The 19,859-nt window shown below is 69.3% G+C and carries 15 protein-coding genes; 9 read left to right on the top strand and 6 right to left on the bottom strand.

Annotation, left to right across the window (positions count from 1 at the left end; genetic code table 11):
- Nucleotides 1-91 precede the first annotated feature (91 nt).
- Nucleotides 92-826: a 1,4-alpha-glucan branching protein gene (locus ACIRQP_RS38690; protein ID WP_403899480.1), complete on the bottom strand. Its 735-nt coding sequence runs from the start codon at nt 824-826 to the stop codon at nt 92-94.
- Between the two features lie 369 nt (nt 827-1,195).
- On the opposite strand from ACIRQP_RS38690, the gene ACIRQP_RS38685 reads away from it, so the two are divergent.
- Nucleotides 1,196-2,401, top strand: coding sequence for a cytochrome P450 (locus ACIRQP_RS38685; RefSeq protein WP_403899478.1), 1,206 nt, complete (start codon nt 1,196-1,198; stop codon nt 2,399-2,401).
- Between the two features lie 258 nt (nt 2,402-2,659).
- On the opposite strand, the gene ACIRQP_RS38680 is transcribed toward ACIRQP_RS38685, so the two are convergent.
- Nucleotides 2,660-4,030 carry a cation:dicarboxylate symporter family transporter gene (locus ACIRQP_RS38680; RefSeq protein WP_403899475.1) on the bottom strand — a complete coding sequence of 457 codons (1,371 nt, stop codon included), beginning with the start codon at nt 4,028-4,030 and terminating at the stop codon, nt 2,660-2,662.
- Between the two features lie 136 nt (nt 4,031-4,166).
- Here ACIRQP_RS38680 and ACIRQP_RS38675 point away from each other — a divergent pair, with 136 nt between their 5' ends.
- From ACIRQP_RS38675 to ACIRQP_RS38655, 5 genes are all read left to right on the top strand, one after another.
- Entirely contained in the window at nt 4,167-5,795 is a 1,629-nt protein-coding gene (locus ACIRQP_RS38675) for an ATP-binding protein (protein ID WP_403899472.1), read from the top strand.
- 134 nt (nt 5,796-5,929) lie between these two features.
- Complete coding sequence (locus ACIRQP_RS38670; protein ID WP_403899469.1) at nt 5,930-6,589, top strand: response regulator; 660 nt, start codon at nt 5,930-5,932, stop codon at nt 6,587-6,589.
- An 85-nt stretch (nt 6,590-6,674) separates the two neighbouring features.
- Nucleotides 6,675-8,084: an ABC transporter substrate-binding protein gene (locus tag ACIRQP_RS38665; protein WP_403899466.1), complete on the top strand. Its 1,410-nt coding sequence runs from the start codon at nt 6,675-6,677 to the stop codon at nt 8,082-8,084.
- Nucleotides 8,081-8,962, top strand: a complete 882-nt coding sequence (locus tag ACIRQP_RS38660; RefSeq protein ID WP_403899463.1) for a carbohydrate ABC transporter permease — start codon at nt 8,081-8,083, stop codon at nt 8,960-8,962. Before ACIRQP_RS38665 ends, ACIRQP_RS38660 begins: the two co-directional genes overlap by 4 nt.
- 1 nt (nt 8,963) lies before the next feature.
- Complete coding sequence (locus tag ACIRQP_RS38655) at nt 8,964-9,791, top strand: carbohydrate ABC transporter permease (protein WP_403899462.1); 828 nt, start codon at nt 8,964-8,966, stop codon at nt 9,789-9,791.
- 361 nt (nt 9,792-10,152) lie between these two features.
- Here ACIRQP_RS38655 and ACIRQP_RS38650 read toward each other — a convergent pair whose 3' ends face one another.
- Nucleotides 10,153-11,178 carry an ATP-dependent 6-phosphofructokinase gene (locus ACIRQP_RS38650; RefSeq protein ID WP_249953443.1) on the bottom strand — a complete coding sequence of 342 codons (1,026 nt, stop codon included), beginning with the start codon at nt 11,176-11,178 and terminating at the stop codon, nt 10,153-10,155.
- A 394-nt stretch (nt 11,179-11,572) separates the two neighbouring features.
- Between ACIRQP_RS38650 and pta the strand changes: the two genes are divergently transcribed.
- From pta to pyk, 3 genes are all read left to right on the top strand, one after another.
- On the top strand, nt 11,573-13,648 hold the full coding sequence (pta, locus tag ACIRQP_RS38645) for a phosphate acetyltransferase (protein ID WP_403899458.1): 2,076 nt from the start codon (nt 11,573-11,575) through the stop codon (nt 13,646-13,648).
- A gap of 120 nt (nt 13,649-13,768) precedes the next feature.
- The gene (locus ACIRQP_RS38640) at nt 13,769-15,007 is read left to right on the top strand and encodes an acetate kinase (protein ID WP_403899455.1); all 1,239 of its coding nucleotides are present in this window, start codon (nt 13,769-13,771) and stop codon (nt 15,005-15,007) included.
- A gap of 74 nt (nt 15,008-15,081) precedes the next feature.
- On the top strand, nt 15,082-16,512 hold the full coding sequence (gene pyk / locus ACIRQP_RS38635; RefSeq protein WP_403899452.1) for a pyruvate kinase: 1,431 nt from the start codon (nt 15,082-15,084) through the stop codon (nt 16,510-16,512).
- A 91-nt stretch (nt 16,513-16,603) separates the two neighbouring features.
- Here pyk and ACIRQP_RS38630 read toward each other — a convergent pair whose 3' ends face one another.
- From ACIRQP_RS38630 to ACIRQP_RS38620, 3 genes are all read right to left on the bottom strand, one after another.
- Nucleotides 16,604-17,980 (bottom strand): hypothetical protein, encoded by a 1,377-nt coding sequence (locus ACIRQP_RS38630; RefSeq protein WP_403899450.1) that lies wholly within the window; start codon nt 17,978-17,980, stop codon nt 16,604-16,606.
- Nucleotides 17,970-18,515 carry a DUF6114 domain-containing protein gene (locus tag ACIRQP_RS38625; protein WP_403899447.1) on the bottom strand — a complete coding sequence of 182 codons (546 nt, stop codon included), beginning with the start codon at nt 18,513-18,515 and terminating at the stop codon, nt 17,970-17,972. Before ACIRQP_RS38625 ends, ACIRQP_RS38630 begins: the two co-directional genes overlap by 11 nt.
- A 171-nt stretch (nt 18,516-18,686) precedes the next feature.
- Nucleotides 18,687-19,325 (bottom strand): DUF6230 family protein, encoded by a 639-nt coding sequence (locus tag ACIRQP_RS38620; protein WP_403899444.1) that lies wholly within the window; start codon nt 19,323-19,325, stop codon nt 18,687-18,689.
- Nucleotides 19,326-19,859 lie beyond the last annotated feature (534 nt).

Below are 19,859 nucleotides of genomic sequence, written 5' to 3'. Positions count from 1 at the left end.
AGCTCGCCACCCGCTACCGAGCCGGACTCCAACTCGCCTCACTCATCCTCTGGCTCCGCCAACCAGCGACATGATCATTGTCAGACACACCCTAGGGCGTGTTCGCGGAGTTCGGCGCGGTGTCGCTCACGACGGCGTACAGGCCGCGCGTCGTGGCGCCGTCCGGCAGAAGCCAGTCGGCGGTGATGTGCCCCAGGGCCTGTGCGGCACGGGTGGCCGACTCGGCCCGCTCGGGCCGCTCGGGCCGCTCGGGCCGCAGCACGCGATTCACGCGGATGGTCAGCTCCCTGGCCGGTCCGCTCGGCGCCCCGGGTGCGGAGGCGGTCAGTACGCGGAGATCCGTACCGTCCGGCCCGTTGGTCACGTCCACGGAGCTGATCGATGCCGTATGGCCGGCCTCGGCGAAGTGGGCGGTGACGGACGGGGCCGGGGCGTTGCTCACGCCTTGGGCCTGCGGCTCGGCCTCGCCGAGGATGAGGGCGAACAACTGACCGACGAGGACCGGGTCGTGGGTTCCGTCGTAGATCCACCGCCGTCCCAGCACCCCGTGCTCCGAGGTGCCGATGAGCGCGTGGTCGGCGCCGGGGAGCGGTGCTCCCCGGTAGCTGAGGGGCACCTGGTACGTGATCGGCCGGTCCCCGGACTCGTCGGTGACCGCCATGAACTCGATCCCCACCTCGCCTTGCGGGTCGTCCAGCCGGAAGCCGCCGGCCTTGGTCAGCCGCGGCTCGTGCCCCCCGCCGGGGTTCCAGGGCTGAGCGGGAAGCCACGAGGCCAGAAGCTCAAGCTTGCCGGGTGTCATGGTGGTGCGGTGGATGACAGCCATGTCTGGCCCCTTTCCCGATGGTTGCGCTCATCCCGCATCCTGCCACTCGGAGCATCGACTGATCCCACCCCGGGGTGCCCGCTCGCCATGGATGCCCCCGCCCGGCCGCGTCCGCTCCGGCCGTCGCGTCGGATCGCGCGTACGCCCGCCGTGACGATCACCCAACCGCCGCACGCTCCAACGCTCGGTGCCCTTCGCGATCAGCCTGGAGTGGGACAAGCTCGCTCCGCCCCGCCCTACTCGCACGTCCCGCGCGGCTCGTACGCCTCGGACCGCTCGTACCCATTTGCCGGGCGGTAGGCATATCCCCGAAATGGACGAGGTACGTATCCCTCGCCCGCAACGTCCCCGCTCGTCCTGGAGTACGCGATGACCGAAATCGGGGAAACGACCACCTGCCCGTTCGACTTCAGCAAGGGCCTGGACTTCGATCCCTCGCTCGGGGACCTCATGTCCCAGGGGCCTGTCACCCGGATCCGGCTGCCCTACGGCGAGGCGGATGCCTGGCTGGTCACGAACTTCGACGGGGTACGACAGGTGACGACCGATCCCCGGTTCAGCCGCGCGGGAATCATGAGCCACAACTACCCCAGGATGACCCCGGAGCCGATCGTCTCCCCCGAGTCGATCAATGTGATGGACCCGCCCATCAGCAGTCGGCTGCGACGGCTGGCCTCGCAGGCGTTCACGCCGCGGCATGTGGACCGGATGCGGCCCGCCGTCGAGGGCATCGTCGACCAGCTCCTCGACGAGATGGCCGAGGACGGCCCGCCGGCCGACCTGGCCGCCCATCTGTCGAACAAGCTCCCCCAGCACACCGTCTGCGAGCTGCTGGGTATCGCGCCGCCGGACAGGCCGCGCATGCAGGAGTACGCCCATCAGCTGCTGTCCACGGCCCCGGACTCGCGTCAGGCCGCCGCGGACGCCAAGGCGCAGCTGCGTGAGTACTTCGGCGGGCTGGTGGCGGAGCGGCGGCGCACCCCCGGGGACGATCTGATCAGCGCGCTGGCCGCCGCCAAGGACGGCGACGACGCCCTGGACGACAAGGACCTGGCGGTCATGTCGCTGACGCTCATGCTCAGCGGCCATGACACGGCGACCTGCCAGATCAGCAATATCGCGTACCTCCTGCTGACCCGCCCGGAGCTGATGGACCTGGTGCGGAGCCGGCCCGAGTCGCTCACGCCGGTGCTGGACGAGCTCCTGCGGTACATCCCCTTCCGCAAGGGGGTGGGCATTCCGCGCGTCGCCACCGAGGACGTGGAGATGGGCGGGGTGCGGATCCGGGCCGGTGACTTCGTCCATGTGTCGTACCTGACGGCGAACCGCGATCCGGAGCGGTTCTCCGACCCCGATGTCATCGACCCGCACCGTCCGCCCACTCCGCACATGACGTTCGGCTGGGGCGGGCACCGCTGTATCGCCGCTCCCCTGGCCATGGCCGAGCTGGAGGCCGCCATCGGCCGTCTGGTGGAGCGTTTCCCCGGGCTGCGGCTCGCGGTGCCGGCCGAGGAACTGCGCTGGGACACGGAGACGATCCGGCGCTTCCCGCACGAGCTGCCGGTGGCCTGGTAGGCGGCGCGCCCACCCCCCGCACAGCCCCCGGACCTCCCGTCCGTGTCGCTGCCGTCCGTACCGGTGCCCGATCACATCGGTACGGACGGCAGCGATACGGAAGGCAGCGGTACGGGAGGCGATGGCGAGGACGTCCTGACCCCAGACGGACCGGCCGCATGACAGACCGGCCGCACGGAAGCGTCTCCGTACGGCCGGTCTTCGGAGGGCCGGAGTGAGGGGGGTGACCCCGGCCGGGTCATGGTGCGGGAAGGGGGATCAGACCCCCGCCTTGTCCGCCTCGGTGGCGGCGCGCGGCTTGGGCACGTCCTTCGAGACGTCTCCCGGCGCGTCCGCCGGACCGTGGTCGTCCACCAAGGTCCTCTCGTCGAACGGGATGTTTCCGGCCAGCACTTCGTCCACGCGGCCCTTGTCGATCTCCTTGGTCCAGGTACCGATCAGGACCGTGGCGACCGCGTTGCCCGCGAAGTTCGTCATGGCCCGCGCCTCGCTCATGAAGCGGTCGATACCGACGATCAGACCGACACCGTCGACCAGTTCGGGCCGGTGCGACTGGAGGCCGCCGGCCAGTGTCGCCAGACCCGCGCCGGTGACACCCGCCGCGCCCTTGGACGCGATGATCATGAAGAGGAGCAGCGAGACCTGCTCACCGATCGAGAGCGGGTCACCCATGCCCTCGGCGATGAAGAGCGAGGCCATCGTCAGATAGATGGCCGTGCCGTCCAGGTTGAAGGAGTAGCCGGTCGGGACGGTGATGCCGACGACGGGCTTGCTGACACCCAGGTGCTCCATCTTCGCGATGAGCCGCGGCAGCGCCGACTCGGACGAGGAGGTCGAGAGGATCAGCAGGAACTCACGGCCCAGGTACTTCAGCAGCGTGAAGATGTTCACGCCCGCGATCACCCGGAGCAGCGCGCCGAGGACGAGGAAGACGAAGAGCGCGCAGGTGATGTAGAAGCCGATCATGATGATCGCGAGCGACTTCAGGGCGTCGAGGCCGGTCTCACCGACCACCGCCGCGATGGCGCCGAAGGCACCCACGGGCGCGGCCCACATGATCATCGCGAGCATCCGGAAGACCAGGCGCTGGATGTGTCCGATACCCCGCAGCACCGGTTCGCCCGCGGAGCCCATGGCCTGGAGCGCGAAGCCCGCCAGCAGCGCGACCATCAGCGTCTGGAGGACCGAGCCCTCGGTGAAGGCGGAGACGATCGTCGTCGGGATGATGCCGAGCAGGAAGTCCGCGGTGGACTCGCTCGCACCGCTGGCCTGGGCCGCGCCCGCTTCCCGGGTGGCCTCGGTGAGGTGGAGACCCGAACCGGGCTCCAGGATGTTTCCGACGACCAGGCCGATGGCCAGGGCGACGGTCGACATCACCATGAAGTAGCCGAGGGCCAGCCCGCCGACCGCGCCGACCTTGGCGGCCTTCCTGACCGACCCGACCCCCAGCACGATCGTGCAGAAGATCACCGGCGAGATCATCATCTTGATGAGGTTCACGAAGCCGGTACCGATCGGCTTCAGTTCGACGGCCACACCAGGAGCCGTGAAGCCCACCAGAATGCCGAGCGCGACGGCGACGATCACCGCGATGTACAGATAGTGGGTACGGTCCCGCCTTGCGGCCACGGGTCCTCCTCGACTCGTCTCCTGCGAATCCCCCGTCCCTGTCCCGAGGGGTCCCGGTGACTATCCACCACCATGTGACGCCGGTCACCCTTACGTTCATTTCGTTCATATGAATCCGGCCAGGCATTCTTGTTTCATGTATCTGCCGCTCCCCCGCAGTCTCGCCGCCCAGCTCTTCGCGATGCAGGTCGTGCTGGTCGCGGCTGTCGTCGCGGGGTGCGCGGGATTCGCGTTCGTCACCGGTCGCGCCCATACGGACGAGACCGCGCGCAAGCAGGTTCTGGCCACGGCGCACGCGCTCGCCGACTCGCCGTCGGTACGCGAGGCGATCCGTACCCACGATCCGAGCGCCGCACTCCAGCCGTACGCGGAGCGCGTGCGGCGCGACACCGGCTTCGACTTCATCACGATCATGAACCCGAAGGGGATCCGCTGGACGCATCCCGATCCGGCGCAGATCGGGATGCCCTTCCTGGGCCGTACGGCTCCCGCGCTGCTCGGCGAGACCTTCACCGAGACGTACACCGGCACGCTCGGCCCTTCGGTCCGGGCCGTCACTCCGGTATGGGACGGCGACCGGATCACCGGTCTGGTCAGCGTCGGGATCACCGTGGACCGGATCTCCAGCGAGGTCACCCAGCAGGTCAGGGTTCTGGCCATGGCCGCGGGCGCGGCCCTGGCGATCGGCGGCCTGGGTACGTACGTGATCAACGCGCGGCTGCGCCGGCACACCCACGGGATGAACGCGGCGGAGCTGAGCCGGATGCACGACTACCACGAGGCGGCGCTGCACGCCGTGAGCGAGGGGCTGCTGATGCTCGACGGCGCGCGCAGGATCGCGCTGATGAACGACGGCGGGCGCGAGCTGCTCGGTCTGGACGACTCCGCGGTGGGCCGTCCCATCGCCGAGCTGGGGCTGCCCGCACCGCTCACCGGTGCGCTGCTGGCCTCGGAGCCACGGGTGGACGAGGTGCATATGACCGCCGACCGGATCGTGGTCGTGAACACGCGCCCGGTGATCGGCGGGGAGCAGCGCGGTACGGTCGTCACCTTGCGCGATCACACCGAACTCCAGGCCCTGTCGGGCGAGTTGGACTCGGAGCGGGGCTTCACCCAGGCCCTGCGCTCACAGGCGCACGAGGCGGCCAACCGGCTGCACACGGTGGTCTCGCTGATCGAACTGGGACGGGTGGAGCAGGCGGTGGAGTTCGCCACGGCGGAGCTGGAGCTGGCACAGGCGCTCACGGACCGGGTGGTGGGCGCGGTCGGCGAGCCGGTCCTCGCGGCCCTGCTGCTGGGGAAGGCCGCGCAGGCCAATGAACGCGGTGTGGAGCTGGAGCTCGCCGAGGACAGCCGGATCGACGACGGCGTCCTCCCGTCGACGCTCCCGGCACGCGATCTGGTGACCATCCTGGGCAATCTGATCGACAACGCGATGGACGCGGCGCAGGGCGGCGAGGGCGCGCGGATCATCGTGACGGCCCTGGTGGAGGACGGCGAACTGCTGCTGGGCGTACGGGACACCGGAGCCGGGGTCGCCCCCGGCGACATGGACGAGGTGTTCCGGCGCGGCTGGTCGACCCGTGGTCCCGGGCGCGGTCTCGGTCTGGCGCTCGTACGTCAGGCGGTGCACCGTGCGAACGGGACGGTGAAGCTCGCGGAGGGCCCGGAGGGCGGCGCGGAGTTCACCGTACGGCTGCCGCTGGCCGGCCGTCGGCCGGCCGCCGCCAGGACCGCCGACGACGCGATGGAGGCGGCCCGGTGAGCCCCGGCCCCATAGGTATCCCGGGTCCCAGAGGCCCGGTCGGCCCCACAGGGTCCCCGGGTCCCAGAGGCCCGGTCGGCCCCACGGGGCCGGTCGGCCCCACGGGCCCCGGAGATACGGCGATCCGTGTCCTCGTGGTCGAGGACGATCCGGTCGCGGCTGACGCCCATCAGCTGTACGTCGGCCGGGTGCCCGGCTTCACCGTCGCGGGCGTCGCCCACTCCCGGGTGGAGGCCGGCCGGCTGCTGGAGCGCACGGACATCGACCTGATCCTCCTCGACCTGTACCTCCCGGACGGGCACGGCCTCCAGCTCCTGCGCAGCCTGCGGGCGGGCGGGCACCACGCGGATGTCATCGCGGTCACCTCGGCGCGCGACCTCGCGGTGGTACGGGAAGGCGTGTCGCTCGGGGTCGTCCAGTACGTACTGAAGCCCTTCACCTTCGCCACCCTCCGCGACCGGCTCGTACGCTACGCCGAGTTCCGGGCAGCGGCCGGTGAGGCCAGCGGCCAGGAGGAGGTGGACCGCGCGCTCGGCGCACTCCGGGCGCCGCAGCCCTCCTCGCTGCCGAAGGGGCTGAGCGCCCCGACGCTGGAGGCGGTGACGCGTACGCTGCGCGCGTCGGCCGACGGACTCACCGCCACTGAGGCCGGGGCCCGGGTCGGGATCTCCCGCATCACCGCGCGCCGCTATCTGGAACATCTGGTCACCAACGGGCGGGCGCGGCGCAGTCCGCAGTACGGCCAGGTCGGGCGCCCGGAGCTCCAGTACAGCTGGCTCCCCTCGCCCCACTGACCGGCCCACCCGTACCGGAAGCCACCCCCTTCACCGCACGCCGGGGCGCCAACTAATCGACCCTGCACGGGGATTGACCTTGGTAATGGCCCAGTCCTACGGTCGCCGGGCAGCCCACTGTGGCTCAGAGGAGGTCGTGCCCGTGCGCCCCACCGCCCCGCTGATCCTCGTCGCCGTGCTCGCCGCCGGTTCGCTCACGGCGTGCGGCGGCGGTTCAGGAAGCGATCCCGACACCATCAAGGTCGCCTACAACCGCTCCACGGACAACAAGATCCGCTTCAAGGACAACTATCTGGAGTCCATGAAGCAGCAGTTCGAGAAGGAGCATCCGGGCAAGAAGGTCGAGCTCATCCCGATCCAGGCCCCGGACAACGACTACGCCACCAAGGCGCAGCAGATGATGCGCTCCCCGAAGACCGCCCCTGATCTGGTCTACGAGGACACCTTCCGGATCAACTCCGACATCAAGGCCGGCTATCTGCGCCCGCTGGACGACTACTTGGCGAAGTGGGCCGACTGGGACCAGTTCGTCGACACGGCGAAGTCGGCGGCCAAGGCGGAGGACGGCAAGACATACGGGGTCCCCGACGGCACCGACACCCGCGGCCTCTGGTTCAACAAGGAGATCTTCGCCAAGGCGGGCCTGCCCGCCGACTGGCAGCCCAAGAACTGGGCGGAGATCCTGGACGCGGCCCGGACCGTCAAGCAGAAGGTCCCCGGGGTCATCCCGCTCAACGTCTACACCGGCAAGGGCCCCGGCGAGGCGGCGGTGATGCAGGGCTTCGAGATGCTGCTGTACGGCACGGGCGCCGACCCGCTCTACGACGCCTCCGCGAAGAAGTGGGTGGCGGGCGGCCAGGGCTTCCAGGACGCGCTGGGCTTCGTACGGACGGTCTACGGCGAGAAACTCGGCCCGGATGTCTCCGACGCCCTCGACCCCAATGTCGGCACGCGCGTCGCCACGGAGTGGTTTCCGGAAGGGAAGCTGGCGATCTCGCTGGACGGATCCTGGATGGGCCAGAACTGGATCAACAAGGGCCCCAAGGAGTGGCCGGACTGGTCAAAGGATCTCGCGCAGACACCGATGCCGACGCAGCACGGACAGGCGCCGGGCAAGGTGTCGATGTCGGGCGGCTGGGCGTGGGCGATCCCGGCGAAGGCCAAGAACCCCGATCTCGCCTGGGAGTTCGTCAAGACGCAGCAGACCAAGGAGAACGCGGTCGAGTGGGACATCGTCGGCGCGCAGATCGCCGTACGGAAGGACGTGGCGGCCGACCCGCGCTACCTCACGTCCATGCCGGGCATCGAATTCTTCACCGGGCTGGTCGAGTTCACGCACTACCGCCCGGCCCTGCCCGTCTATCCGCAGGTCTCCTCGGCGATCGGCGAGGCGATGGAGACGGTGACGACGGGTGACGGCTCACCGGAACAGGCGGCGAAGGAGTACGACGACCAGCTGAAGACCATCACCGACGGCGCGGTGGTCAGCAGGTGAGCACCGCGCACGCGGGCCGCCGGCAGCGCCGGCTGTGGCGCTGGGTGCCGCTGGCTCCCGCCACGCTCCTGCTGGTGCTCTTCCTGGCCGGCCCCATCGCCTACTGCGTCTGGATCGCCTTCACCAACACCCAGCTGACCGGCTCGTCCTCCTCGGACTTCGTGGGCCTGGCGAACTTCCGCCGGGCCTTCGCCGACGAGAACTTCCGCAACGCCGTCTGGCTGACGCTGGTCTTCACCCTCGTCTCCTCCATCGTCGGCCAGAACACCCTGGGACTCGCCCTCGCCGGCCTGATGCGGGCCGCGTCCCGGCCGGTCCGTACGCTCACCGGCGCTCTCATCATCGCCGCCTGGGTGCTGCCGGAGATCGTCGCCGCGTTCCTGCTCTACGCCTTCTTCCGCGGCGAGGGCACGCTCAACGCGATCCTGGACGGGCTCCGGCTCCCCTCCCAGAACTGGCTGTACACCCTGCCAATCCTGGCGGTGTCCTTCGCCAACGTCTGGCGCGGAACTGCGTTCTCGATGCTGATCTACTCCGCCGCGCTCTCCGAGATCCCCAAGGACGTCACGGAGGCGGCACAGGTCGACGGCGCCGGCGGGGTGCGCAGGCTCTGGCACATCACCCTGCCGATGATCCGCCGCTCCATCGGCACGAACCTGATGCTCAACACGCTCTCGACCCTCTCCGTCTTCGGTCTGATCTGGGGGATGACGCGCGGCGGCCCCGGCAACCGCAGCCAGACCCTCCCGGTCTTCATGTACGACCAGGCGTTCCAGAAAAGCCTGATCGGCTACGGAACAGCGGTCGCGCTGCTCCTCCTGCTGGTCGGCTCGCTCTTCTCCCTCGTCTATCTGCGGCTGATGAGGGTGGAGGTCTGACGTGCTGAGCCGACGCGCCCGCACCCGCCTCTCGGCGGACGCCGCCCTGCTGCTGACCGCCGCCGCGTTCGCACTGCCGCTGCTCTGGCTGGCTCTCGCCTCGGTCGACGCCGACGCGGATCTGCGCGTACGGGCCCCGTCGTCGCTCACCGGCGAGAACTTCACGGCGGTCCTCACCGACGAGATCACCTTCACACCGATGCTGAACAGCCTGCTGCTGTGCGGCAGCGCGACGGTCCTGACCGTGGTCTGCGCGACGCTGGCGGCGTACCCGCTCTCCCGCTACCGCTCGCGTTTCAACCGGCCGTATCTGCTGACGATCCTGTTCACGACCTGCCTCCCGATCACGGCGATCATGGTGCCGGTGTACGGGCTGTTCGTCCAGGTCGACCTCATCGACACCACATACGGCACGTCCCTCTTCCTCGCCACGTCCCAACTGCCCTTCTCCATCTGGCTGATGAAGAACTTCATGGACGGGGTACCGACGGTCCTCGAAGAGGCGGCCTGGACGGACGGGGCGTCGAACTTCCAGACGCTGACGCGGGTGGTGCTGCCGCTGATGGGGCCGGGGGTGACGGTGGTGACGATCTACACCTTCATCCAGCTGTGGGGGAACTTCTTCGTACCGTTCATGCTGCTGCTGACCCCGGACCAACTGCCCGCGTCCGTCTCGATCTTCACGTTCTTCGGCAACTACGGGTCGGTGATCTACGGGCAGCTGGCGGCGTTCTCGATCTTGTACTCGGCGCCGGTGCTGATCCTGTATGTGCTGATCTCGCGACGTTTGGGGGGCGGGTTCGCGTTGGGCGGCGCGGTGAAGGGTTGACGGTGCGGTCTGGGTTGCGGTGGTTGTGGCTGGTGCCGGGGTCCGGGGCCTCCGGAGGTACATGTCCGGGCGGCATGCTGTGTTTTCCCGGGGGACACCCCCGGACCCCCGTACGGCGCGCACCCGGCCCCCTCCCCCTGGCGGTTGCCCAGCGCCAGACGCGGGGTGCCGGCTGGGGTGGGGTGCCGATCCGTTCCGGTTGCGGTCTTTCCGGTGGCGAGTGAGCCGAAGGGGCGCGTCGGTGCCGAAAGGGAGAGCGCGCGGAGGTTCGTGAGGTACGAGCGAATCGAGCACGGTCGACCGTCGGCACCGACATAAGGCGCCTCGGAGGCGAACCGAGCCCCTTGAAAGAACGAGCCCCTTAAAAGACAGACTCCGCCTCGAACATTCTGTTCTCCGGCACCGTCTTGAGCTGCGTCACCGCCTCCGCCAGCGGCACCATCTCCACCGTCGTCCCCCGCAGCGCCGTCATCCGGCCGAACTCCCCCCGGTGCGCCGCCTCCACCGCGTGCCAGCCGAACCGCGTCGCCAGCACCCGGTCGTACGCCGTCGGCGTACCCCCGCGCTGGACATGGCCCAGGATGACCGGCCTGGCCTCCTTGCCGAGGCGGCGCTCCAGCTCCGCCGCCAGTACGTTGCCGATGCCCCGGAAGCGCTCGTGCCCGAACTGGTCGATCTCGCCCTTGCCGTACTCCATGGAGTCCTGCGCCGGATGCGCGCCCTCGGCGACGCAGATGACCGCGAACTTCTTGCCCCGCGAGAACCTCGCCTCGACCATTTTGACCAGGCTGTCGACCTCGAAGGGCCGCTCCGGCAGACAGATCCCGTGCGCGCCGCCCGCCATGCCGGACTCCAGCGCGATCCAGCCCGCGTGCCGGCCCATGACCTCGACGACCATGACCCGCTGGTGGGACTCGGCGGTGGTCTTGAGCCGGTCGATCGCCTCGGTCGCGACCGTCACCGCGGTGTCGAAGCCGAAGGTGCGGTCCGTGGAGTAGATGTCGTTGTCGATGGTCTTGGGGACACCGACGACGGGCATCCCGGCGTCGGAGAGCAGCCGGGCGGCGGTCAGTGTGCCTTCGCCGCCGATCGGGATGAGCGCGTCGATGCCGTACCGGCGGGCCAACTCGGCGCAGTTCTCCGCCGCTTCGCGGAGCCGGCCGCGCTCCAGCCGGGCCGAGCCGAGAATCGTGCCGCCACGGGCCAGGATGCCGCTGACGGCGTTCAGGTCCAGTGGCCGGAAGTGGCCGTCGAGCAGCCCCTTGAAGCCGTCCTCGAAGCCGATGACCTCATCTCCGTGCCCGGTCATGGCCCGGTGCACGACCGAACGGATCACTGCGTTGAGGCCCGGACAGTCGCCGCCTGCGGTGAGAACTCCGATACGCATCGTGCTTGTCTCCTGCTCTCTGGTGCTCGCCAGTACTGTGCTTGTCCGGGAAAGGAGAGCCCCGGGCTTGAGCGGTCCGATCCTCCCACGGGTGATCGGGGCCACGTGCCGACCGCTCGGGCGGCGATCGCGGCTCCGGCGGTTGCGCCGGGCGGTGCCCGGATACCCGGTCAAGGGGGTCCGGCCGGCGGGCGGGGCCGGTCCGACCTGGGGTTTTCCGGCGTCGGGCATCGTCTTGTACTCTCCGGGCGACTTAACCACCCCCGGAGGTATTGTCAAGAGGGCATTGCCACCCTAACGGGAATTGTCGTTCACAGGAGCCGGGACCTCCTACGGGCCGCGGGGCCATCCCGTCGGAGTGGGACGTCCCATGAGCAGGGACGGGAGAGCACGCGTGACGCGCAGCGTGTACGTGACCGGGATCGACCGAGGGGACGGCCGCCAGGTCGTGGAGCTGGGAGTCATGGAGCTGCTGACCCGCCAGGTGGACCGGGTGGGGGTCTTCCGTCCGCTGGTCCATGACGGCCCCGACCGGCTCTTCGATCTGTTGCGGGCCCGCTACCGGCTGTCACAGGATCCGGCGACGGTGTACGGGCTCGACTATCACGAGGCGTCCGCGCTCCAGGCCGAGCGGGGCACCGACGAGTTGGTCTCGCGGCTGGTGGAGGGGTTCCACCGGGTGGCGCGGGAGTACGAGGTCGTGCTCGTGCTCGGGACGGACTTCGCGGCGACGCAGCTGCCCGACGAGCTGTCGCTCAACGCCCGGCTCGCCAACGAGTTCGGGGCGTCCGTGATCCCCGTGGTGGGCGGCAAGGGGCAGACGGCCGAGTCCGTACGGGCCGAGGCGCGCAATGCCCACCGCGCGTACCAGGTGCTGGGCTGCGACGTGCTGACCATGGTCGTCAACCGGGTGGCCGCCGAGGACCGCGAGGCGATCGCCGAGGGGCTGGCGGCCCAGTTCCCGGTTCCCTGTTATGTCCTGCCGGACGAGCCGGCGCTGGCGGCCCCGACGGTCGCGCAGATCACCGCGGCCCTGGGGGGCACGGTGCTGCTCGGGGACGACTCGGGCCTGGCCAGGGACGCGCTGGACTTCGTCTTCGGCGGCGCGATGCTGCCGAACTTCCTGAGCGCGCTGACCCCCGGCTGCATGGTGGTCACCCCGGGGGACCGCGCGGATCTGGTCGTGGGGGCGCTCGCCGCCCACTCCGCGGGCACACCGCCCATAGCGGGGGTACTGCTCACGCTCGACGAGCGTCCCGGGGACTCCATACTGACCCTGGCCGCGCGGCTCGCGCCCGGTACTCCGGTGGTCTCGGTGCCCGGCCGTTCGTTTCCCACCGCAGCCGAACTCTTCGGACTGGAAGGGAAGTTGAACGCCGCGACGCCGCGCAAGGCGGAGACCGCGCTGGGTCTGTTCGAGCGGCACGTGGACACCGCCGCGCTGCTGGCCCGGATGTCGGTGGCCCGCAGCGGCCGGGTGACGCCGATGATGTTCGAGCACGAACTGCTGGAGCAGGCGCGCGCGCACCGCCGTCGCGTCGTACTGCCCGAGGGCGCCGAGGAACGTGTGCTGCGCGCCGCCGACGTGCTGCTGCGCCGCGATGTGTGCGACCTGACGCTCCTCGGCGACCCGGACGTCATCCGGAAGAAGGCGGCCGACCTCGGTATCGATCTCTCGTCGACGCAGCTGATCGATCCGGCCACCTCCGAGCTGCGCCAGTCCTTCGCCGAGCGGTACGCGGAACTGCGCGCCCACAAGGGGGTGTCGGTGGAGCTGGCGTACGACGTGGTGGCGGACGTCAACTACTTCGGGACGCTGATGGTGGGGGAGGGACTGGCCGACGGCATGGTCTCCGGTTCCGTGCACTCCACGGCGGCCACCATCCGGCCGGCCTTCGAGATCATCAAGACCAGGACGGACGCCTCCATCGTCTCGTCGGTCTTCTTCATGTGCCTCGCCGACAAGGTGCTGGTGTACGGCGACTGCGCGGTGAACCCGGATCCGGACGCGGCGCAGCTCTCGGACATCGCCGTCCAGTCCGCCGCCACCGCCGCCCGCTTCGGGGTGGAGCCGCGGATCGCGATGCTCTCGTACTCGACGGGTACGTCGGGCTCGGGCGCGGATGTCGACAAGGTGCGCGAGGCCACCGAACTGGTGCGCGGGGCGCGGCCGGATCTGCGGATCGAGGGGCCGATCCAGTACGACGCAGCGGTCGAGCCGTCCGTCGCGGCGACCAAGCTGCCCGAGTCGGAGGTGGCGGGCCGGGCGACGGTGCTGATCTTCCCTGATCTGAACACCGGCAACAACACCTACAAGGCCGTGCAGCGTTCGGCGGGCGCCGTGGCCGTGGGTCCGGTGCTCCAGGGGCTGCGCAAGCCGGTCAACGACCTTTCGCGCGGGGCGTTCGTGCAGGACATTGTGAATACGGTGGCGATCACGGCGATCCAGGCGCAGGGCGAGAGCGCGTGAGCCCCACCGCCCCCGGCGATGACCACGACTCCGTGACCACGACTCCATGACCACGACTCCATGACCACGACTCCATGGCCACGACCACGACTCCATGACTACGACAGAAGGCCGACAGCCGTGACCGCGCACTCCCCCGCCACCCGTGTCCTCGTCCTCAACTCCGGTTCCTCGTCGGTGAAGTACCAACTGCTGGACATGCGGGACGGCTCCCGGCTCGCGACCGGTCTGGTGGAACGCATCGGCGAGGAGACCTCACGGCTGGTGCACACCCCGTCGGCCGAGGGGCTCGGCGGGAAGCGCGAGCGTACGGGGAGGATCGCCGACCACAAGGCGGCACTGGAGGCGGTCGCGGAGGAGCTGGCGCACGACGGGCTGGGGATCGACTCCCCCGATCTGGCGGCCATCGGCCACCGGGTCGTCCACGGCGGGCTGAAGTTCAGCGAGCCGACGGTCATCGACGACGCCGTGCTGAAGGAGATCGAGCGGCTGGTGCCGGTGGCGCCGTTGCACAATCCGGCGAACCTCACCGGGATCCGTACCGCGCGGAAGCTCCGTCCCGATCTACCGCAGGTCGCGGTCTTCGACACCGCGTTCCACACGACGATGCCGGAGTACGCCGCGCGGTACGCGATCGACACCGCGACGGCCGACGCGCACCGTATCCGCCGCTACGGCTTCCACGGCACGTCGCACGCGTATGTCTCCCGGAAGACCGCCGAGTTGCTCGGCAAGGATCCGTCCGAGGTGAATGTGATCGTCCTGCACCTCGGCAACGGCGCGTCGGCGTCCGCCGTCGAGGGCGGGCGGTGCGTGGACACCTCGATGGGGCTGACTCCGCTGGAGGGGCTGGTGATGGGGACGCGCTCCGGGGACATCGATCCGGCGGTCACGTTCCATCTGAAGCGTGTGGCCGGAATGTCCATTGACGAAATCGATGAACTTCTGAACAAGAAGAGTGGTCTGGTCGGCCTCTGCGGGGACAACGACATGCGGGAGATCCGCCGCAGGGTCGACGAGGGCGACGAGCGGGCGGCGCTCGCATTCGACATCTATATCCACCGGTTGAAGAAGTACATCGGTGCCTATACCGCGGTGCTCGGCCGGGTGGACGCGGTGGCCTTCACGGCGGGTGTGGGCGAGAACGCGGCGCCGGTGCGGGAAGCTGCCGTCGCAGGTCTGGAGAGTCTGGGCCTGGCGGTGGACCCGGAGCGCAATACCGTACGTTCCGACGAGCCGCGGATCATCTCGCCCGAGTCGGCGGGGACCGTGGTGGCCGTGGTCCCGACGGACGAAGAGCTGGAGATCGCGCGGCAGACTTTCGCACTGGTCGGCAAGAACCGAACGGTCGACGCCTGAGCGGCCACCCGCCCATTTGTACTTTCCACCAGACGGAATATTCCGCATCGAAACAAACCGATAGGATCCGCCTTATGCGCCGTTCCAAAATCGTCTGCACACTGGGCCCCGCCGTCGACTCGTACGAGCAGCTGAAGTCGCTCATCGAGGCCGGTATGAATGTGGCCCGACTCAACATGAGCCACGGGAGCCACCCGGAGCACCAGGAGCGGTACAACCGCGTGCGGAAGGCGGCCAAGGACACCGGCCGCGCCGTGGGTGTCATGGTCGACCTCCAGGGCCCCAAGATCCGTCTGGAAACCTTCGCCGAGGGCCCGGTCGAGCTGGTGCGCGGTGACGAGTTCACCATCACCACCGAGGATGTCGCGGGCGACAAGTCCATCTGCGGCACCACCTACAAGGGCCTGCCCGGCGATGTCTCCAAGGGCGACCAGATCCTGATCAACGACGGCAACGTCGAGCTGCGGGTGGTCGAGGTCGAGGGTCCCCGGGTCAAGTCCATCGTCATCGAGGGCGGGGTGATCTCCGACCACAAGGGCATCAACCTGCCCGGCGCGGCGGTCAATGTCGCCGCCCTGTCCGAGAAGGACATCGAGGACCTGCGCTTCGGTCTGCGGATGGGCTGCGACATGATCGCGCTCTCGTTCGTCCGTGACGCGCACGACGTGCTGGACGTCCACAAGATCATGGACGAGGAGGGCCGCCGGGTCCCCATCATCGCCAAGGTCGAGAAGCCGCAGGCGGTCGCCAACATGGAGGCCGTGGTCGCGGCCTTCGACAGCGTCATGGTGGCGCGCGGTGACCTGGCCGTCGAGTACCCGCTCGAAAAGGTCCCGATGGTGCAGAAGCGGCTGATCGAGCTGTGCCGCCGCAACGCCAAGCCGGTGATCGTGGCGACCCAGATGATGGAGTCGATGATCACCAACTCCCGCCCCACCCGCGCCGAGGCGTCCGATGTCGCGAACGCGATCCTGGACGGCGCGGACGCGGTCATGCTCTCCGCCGAGTCCTCGGTGGGCGCGTACCCGGTCGAGACGGTCAAGACGATGTCGAAGATCGTGGTCGCGGCCGAGGAGGAGCTGCTCTCCAAGGGCCTCCAGCCGCTGGTCCCGGGCAAGAAGCCGCGTACCCAGGGCGGTTCGGTGGCCCGCGCCGCCTGCGAGATCGCGGACTTCCTGGGCGGCAAGGCGCTGGTCGCCTTCACCCAGTCCGGCGACACGGCCCGCCGCCTCTCCCGCTACCGCGCGGCCCAGCCGATCCTGGCCTTCACGACGGACGAGTCGACGCGCAACCAGCTCACCCTGAGCTGGGGCGTGGAGTCCTTCATCGTGCGCTGGGTGAGCAGCACGGACGCGATGGTCGATCTGGTGGACGAGGAGCTGCTGAAGCTCCAGCGCTACAACGAGGGCGACGCCATGATCATCACCGCCGGCTCGCCCCCCGGCATCCCCGGCACCACGAACATGGTCCGCGTCCACCACTTGGGCGGCGGCGCCCGCGACTGACGACACCGTCGCTCCGGCCCCTGAACGACCGTGGCCCGCACCAACTGGTGGTGCGGGCCACAGTCTTCCCCGCGGCTCCCGGGGATTCGGGTCAGTGCGTGAGGTAGTTCTGGAGGCCGGGGACCGTGAGCGTGCCGCCGAACTGGCCCGCCTGGGTTACCTCGACGTCGGTGAAGAAGGCGAACGGGATGTTCAGCGGGGGCGGCGTCTCCGGGCTGAAGGTGATCGGGATGAGGCCGAAGAGGTTGCCCTTCAGCCGTTCCGTGTACATCGTCACCTCGCCGTCACGGATCGTCGACGTCGAGCCCTCGCGGGCCTTCACATGGGCCGTCCTGCCCTCGGGGTAGACGAGGGTCTGGTGCAGGTCCTGGATATCCACCGAGGTGGAGGTGAACTTCAGCGCCTTCTTGAGCTTGCCGCTGCCGGTCCTCACCTCGACGATGCCCTTGTAGTCCAGGCCCCGCAGGGTCAGCAGTGAACTGTGCAGCGTCCACGGGTCGTCGGGCAGCAGCGGGATGCCCTGCTCCTCCTTGGCCGCGGCCAGGGCCTCGGGGTCGGCCGTCGGGCAGGGGAAGGGCTCCTTGCCGTCCGCGCCCTCGGGGATGTCGTCGTCCTTACGGGCGTCGAGACCCTTGGCGTCCGCGTCCAGCTCCTCGACCTCGGCGCCGACCTTGTCCGCCGCCTCCTTGATGGCGTCCTTGGTTCCGTCGACCCCGTCCTTGATTCCTTCGACGGCCGTGTCGGCCGGCCCGTCGCCCGTACCCTCGCCGTCCGGGGAACCGTCCGCCGCGCTGTCCGGCTCGGAACTCCCCGGCTCGGACGTCGGCTTCGTGGACGGCTCGGCGTCCGGCTTCCCCGTGGCGGAGGTGCTCGGCTCCGGGCTGCTCGTCGCGCCCTTGTCCGGTACGCCGAGAAGGTCTCCCAGCGCGTCTCCCAGCCCCAGCGGGTCCAGTGGGTTCTTGGACTTCGTGGGGGTCGGGGTCGCCGTCGGTCCGGATGACGTGTCGGCGGGCTCCCTGGAGTCCGAAGCCCCGGGGCCCGAACTCCCCGCGCCCGAAGAACCGGAGCCCGAGGAACCTGAATCCTCTTCCCCCGGCGCCGCACTCCCGCTCGCCGCCGGCTCCGGTGTTGTCGACGGTGACTCACCCGGCTCCGGCGACGCCGACTCCGACGCGGACGGCGTGGACGTGGGCGACTCGGACGCCGACGCGGACGGCTCGTCCGAGCGGGTCACGCACGGGCCCGGGGCGAACGGTATGTCCTTGCTGTCGTCGGCCAGCGCGAGCCGGGGCGTGAGCCCCATGCCCACGAAGACGGCCGTCGGCATCGCCGCCAGCGCCATCGCCTTGCCCGCGGGTATCTGAAGCTTGGTCAGGAGCGACTTTCTGGGGGCCGCGTGACGCGGCCCTCTTCTCACCCGGGAATCATCGCCTCCGGCCGTGACTCGCTGCGTGCTGTCACCCCGCACTGTTCCTCCCGCCGTTGGCATGGGCAGTCGTATCCGTCACGTTCGGGTCCTCCCCGTCGCGCGGACCGGGGAAGAAAGGGTCACCGTCGCCGTCGGGCTCGGGCGCCTCATGGGGGGTGTCGAGTTCGGCGGCGGGCCTGACCCACTTGTCGGGGGCCCAGGAGATCGAGAGCGCGCCGCCGAGCATGGCGAGCAGGAAGCCCAGCAGAAAGCCGCCGATATTGGAGACCGGGATCGATACCAGCGCCAGCAGAATGGCGGCGACGCCGGCGAAGACCCGGACGATGCTCTGGAACCACATCGTCAGGCCCAGGGTCACCAGCAGTACGCCGATGATCAGCGAACCCGCGCCGGCCGTGGTGGACATGGCCAGTGTCAGGTTGCCGAGATGGAGCTGGGCGTAGGGGAAATAGGCGATCGGCAGCCCGCCGAGAAGAGTGAACAGGCCCGCCCAGAACGGCCGGGTGCCTCGCCAGGCGCGGAACCGAAGCCGCCAGTAGGTGAATCCGCGGGAACCTGTGGACTCGGCGCTCATGGAAAAACAGCTCCCTGGAAAGCGGTATGCGGTATTGCGATCAGAGACGGGGGGACGGGTGGGCCGAACAGTCAGGGGACCGCCCGGCCCACCCGCGGGGGGGGTACCTAGGACGTGTCGCGAAAGTAGCGCCGTCCGCCCACGGGCCAGGCGGGACTTTCGCAACACGTCCTAGTAGCACTCGTATTTCTTGGGGTTGCCGACCTTGAGCCTCAGATTGAGGTCAGGAAGCTTGAACGTGCCCGCGGTGGTCGCCCACGCGGTCTGCTTCACGTCCCTCAGAACGGCCTCGTCGGCCTGCTGGGCGAAGCCGTTCGGGTCCGCTCTCGTCCCCGGCTGGATGCCGGGGGGCTTGGTGGAGCCGGCCGCGACACCGATGTCGATGTTCTTGAACTCCGCGTCGGCGTCGAGCGATTCGACATCGAGGTAGAGGTTCTCCGCCTCGATCTGCGTGCCCTTGTCACCGGCCTTGAGCACCAGCGTCACACTGGTGCCGAGCAGCGGCAGCGGGGTGACCACGGACTGGCACATGTTGGTGATCTGGGCGGTCTTGAACCCTGAGACGGCCACCGGGTGCGAGGCCTTGTTGCCCTCGGAGTCAACGCCCTCGGCAACGCCGCCGTACTGTACGAAGTTCTGGCCGACCAGCTTGTCGGCCCTCACCTTGAAACTCTGCCCCGACACGCTGAACGACGCGGCGAGCGCCCCCTGAGCGAGCGCGACACCTATCGCCGCCGTCGCGGCCACGCTCGGCACCATGACGACGGCGAACCGCCTCCATCTGGTCCCGCCACGAATTTGGGACTCCATGAATGTCCTCCTTCTCGGACGTACATCTCCGGATCGGGTGGGAGCCCGTCCTGGGATGGGAGAAGTGCTACGTCCTCGGGAAGGAGAGCGCCCGTGACCGAGGCGCCAACCGCGTCCGGAACCACCGGCGATCACCCCCGAGCGACAACCACTGGCCACGCCTTCGCGCAACCTCTGGACAGGCCCTGCCGGGTAGGCAGGAACCCCCCTGTCCGGGCCGGCGGACGCTGCCGCCGGTCCGCTCGGTGGGGACCCAGGACCGACGGCGCGGCTGGCTGCCGTGCTGGTGCGGAATTGGACCGAGCGTCGCCGATCGTGGTGCATTCGCGCCCGGGACACAAGGGGGTTCGTTACTGGCTAGTAACGGCCCGATAACCAGCGGGCGACCCGCCGGCATCGAGCGGCCACACAGGGTGTGGCCCCACGGTGCGACAGAAGCGGCGATTGTCACTCATAGCGGGACAGAACATGGGGGTCGATTTACTGCGAGTAACAGCAGCCGCTTTTGCCAAGTTTTGGCAAAGCGCGGCCACT

Source organism: Streptomyces sp. NPDC102274 (genome assembly GCF_044766385.1).
Taxonomy (GTDB): domain Bacteria; phylum Actinomycetota; class Actinomycetes; order Streptomycetales; family Streptomycetaceae; genus Streptomyces.
The sequence above is the reverse complement of the archived record's forward strand: the minus strand, read 5'-3'. Positions and strand labels throughout refer to the sequence as shown.